Source organism: Sphingorhabdus sp. (genome assembly GCF_044374345.1).
Lineage (GTDB): Bacteria > Pseudomonadota > Alphaproteobacteria > Sphingomonadales > Sphingomonadaceae > Sphingorhabdus_B.
Genome location: NZ_JBILOS010000154.1, coordinates 1 through 2,757 on the forward strand (window position 1 = coordinate 1; position 2,757 = coordinate 2,757).

General features: G+C 57.9%; 3 protein-coding genes. All 3 read left to right on the forward strand.

All coding sequences use genetic code 11. The features are described from left to right. Nucleotides 1-78 precede the first annotated feature (78 nt). Nucleotides 79-1,566, forward strand: a complete 1,488-nt coding sequence (locus tag ACIQ5B_RS10795) for a phytoene desaturase (protein ID WP_397599017.1) — start codon at nt 79-81, stop codon at nt 1,564-1,566. Further along, nucleotides 1,563-2,144: a TIGR00730 family Rossman fold protein gene (locus ACIQ5B_RS10800; RefSeq protein WP_397577892.1), complete on the forward strand. Its 582-nt coding sequence runs from the start codon at nt 1,563-1,565 to the stop codon at nt 2,142-2,144. The genes ACIQ5B_RS10795 and ACIQ5B_RS10800 overlap by 4 nt, the downstream gene beginning before the upstream one ends. Before the next feature lie 36 nt (nt 2,145-2,180). Continuing rightward, on the forward strand, nt 2,181-2,757 hold a 577-nt coding region (locus ACIQ5B_RS10805), incomplete at its 3' end, for a squalene/phytoene synthase family protein (RefSeq protein WP_397599018.1).

Here is a 2,757-nt window from a genome sequence, read left to right on the forward strand (position 1 = left end):
TGACAAGGCGCGCATCCTGATTGGCAAGCCGCCCATTCCCATAGGGAAAGCCATCACCGCGATCCGGAGCAAGAAGAAATGACGAAGACAGCAGCGATTATTGGTGCCGGATTTGGCGGACTTGCGCTTGCAATTCGGCTTCAATCTGCAGGCATCTCCACAACGATTATCGAAGCGCGCGATAAGCCCGGTGGCCGCGGCTATTATTGGGAAAAGGACGGCTTTACCTTTGACGGTGGCCCAACGGTCATCACCGACCCGCCATGCTTGGAAGAATTGTGGTCGCTGTCCGGACATAAAATGTCTGACGACGTGGAATTGATGCCTGTGTTCCCGTTCTACCGGTTGAACTGGCCCGATGGCACGAATTTCGATTATTCGAATGATGCACCCGGCCTGAAAGCCGAAATCGAAAAGCTGAACCCCGACGATGTCGAGGGCTATCGCAAGTTCCTCGAATATTCAAAGGGCGTGTTCAAAGAGGGCTATCAAAAGCTCGGTTCTGTCGCGTTCCTCGACTTCGCATCGATGATAAAGGCGGCCCCTGCGCTGATGAAATATCAGGCATGGCGCTCGGTCTATTCGATCGTTTCGTCGTACGTGAAAGACGAAAAGCTGCGCGAAGCTTTATCATTCCACACATTGCTCGTCGGCGGAAACCCGATGAGCACCAGCGCGATCTACGCGCTTATCCACACCATCGAAAAAGAAGGCGGTGTCTGGTTTGCCAAGGGCGGCACCAACCGGCTTGTCGCCGCGATGGTGACGCATTTCGAACGGCTCGGCGGGACGATCCGTCTCGGCGATCCCGTCGAAGAAATCGAAACACGCGGTGACAAGGTCATTGGCGTGCGCACGAAATCGGGCTGGCGTATGGACTGCGACATGGCGGCGTCCAATGGCGACCTGATGCACACCTACAAGGACTTGTTGACCAGCAACAAACGCGGCGAACGCGCAACCAAATCGCTGCGGCGCAAAAGCTGGTCACCATCGCTTTTCGTTCTGCACCTTGGCATCAAGGGCACATGGCCGGGCATTCCGCACCATATGATCCTGTTTGGCCCGCGCTACAAAGGCCTGCTGGACGACATTTACAAAAACGGCGTTCTGCCACAGGATTTCTCGCTATATTTGCACCATCCGACCGTCACTGACCCAAGCCTTGCGCCTGAAGGTTGCTCGACATTTTATGTCCTCGCGCCTGTCGCGCATATGGGCAAAGCGCCGCTCGATTGGGATGGCGATGTGGGTGACGCGTTGAAGGAACGGATTTTAGATGAGCTTGAGCGCCGCCTGATCCCCGACATCCGCAGCCGGATCATGACGCAGTTCCATTACACACCAGCCGATTTCGGCCGCGATCTCTCGGCGCATTTGGGCAGCGCGTTCAGCCTTGAACCCGTTTTGTGGCAGTCGGCCTATATGCGGGCGCACAACCGCGATGACGCGATACCAAATCTGTATTTCGTCGGCGCAGGCACGCACCCGGGCGCTGGCATCCCCGGCGTTGTCGGCAGCGCAAAGGCAACCGCAGCATTGATGCTGGAGGACGCACATAAGTGAAACGGCTCGCGGTCTATTGCGGTTCGGCTACCCCCGATAACCCCGTCTATATCGAAGCGGCGCGCAGCGTCGGTAAGATGCTGGCGGAACGTGGCATTGGTGTCGTCTATGGCGGCGGCCGGTTGGGGCTGATGGGTGCAGTGGCTGACAGCGCGCTTGCGGCAGGCGGCGAAGTGATTGGCATCATCCCCGAAGCACTGGTCGGCGCTGAAGTCGCGCACAAGGGCTGCACCGAACTGCATGTCGTCTCCGGCATGCACGAACGCAAGGCGCGCTTTACGGACTTGTCCGACGGCTTCATCACCATTCCCGGCGGTGTCGGGACGATGGACGAATTGTGGGAAGCGATCAGCTGGTCACAGCTCGGCTATCATCAAAAGCCCGTCGGCGTTTTGAACATTGCGGGTTTTTATGATCAACTTATCGCGTTCAACCAGAATATGATCGATGTCGGCTTTATCCGGCCGCAACATGCGGGCATCATGATCGTCGATGACACGCTGGACGGCTTGCTGGACAAAATGGCCGTCTATGTGCCGCACAAGACCATCTTTCAGATGAAAGCAGACGATTTGTGAACCAAGCCCATATCAGCCCTTGCACAGATTTTTGCCGTGGCTGATTTTGATCGCCCTGCCCTTGTTCAATTTGCACAGGACAGCATATCGCGGGGTTCCAAGTCCTTCCGTTTCGCCAGCCGGTTGTTTGACCGTATTACGCGCGAACGGGTCTGGCTGCTCTATGCATGGTGCCGCAAATGCGATGATATGGCCGATGGTCAGGACCATGGCGGCGCGATGGCGGCGGTCACCGACCCTCAGCAGAGCCTTGCAGCCATTCGTACGCTGACCGCAAAAGCGCTGGCGGGCATGCCCACGGGTGAGCCTGCGTTTGACTGTCTTGGCGTTGTCGCGCGGGAGTGTGGCATTACGGCGCGCATGGCAGAGGATGTGATCGAAGGCTTCGCACTGGATGCCGCGGACTGGCACCCCCGCCGCGAGAGCGATCTGTACCAATATTGCTACCATGTTGCGGGCGCCGTGGGCGTGATGATGGCCGTGGTGATGGGCGTTCCGGCGGATGATGACGCCACGCTCGACCGCGCCTGTGACCTTGGCCTCGCCTTTCAACTCGCCAATATCGCGCGGGATATCGCAGAAGATGACGCGGCCGGACGCTGCTATTTGCCCG

Coding starts and splice junctions, on each gene's coding strand:
- ACIQ5B_RS10795 (WP_397599017.1), top strand. CDS start 79: ATGACGAAGACAGCAGCGATTATTGGTGCCGGATTTGGCGGACTTGCG.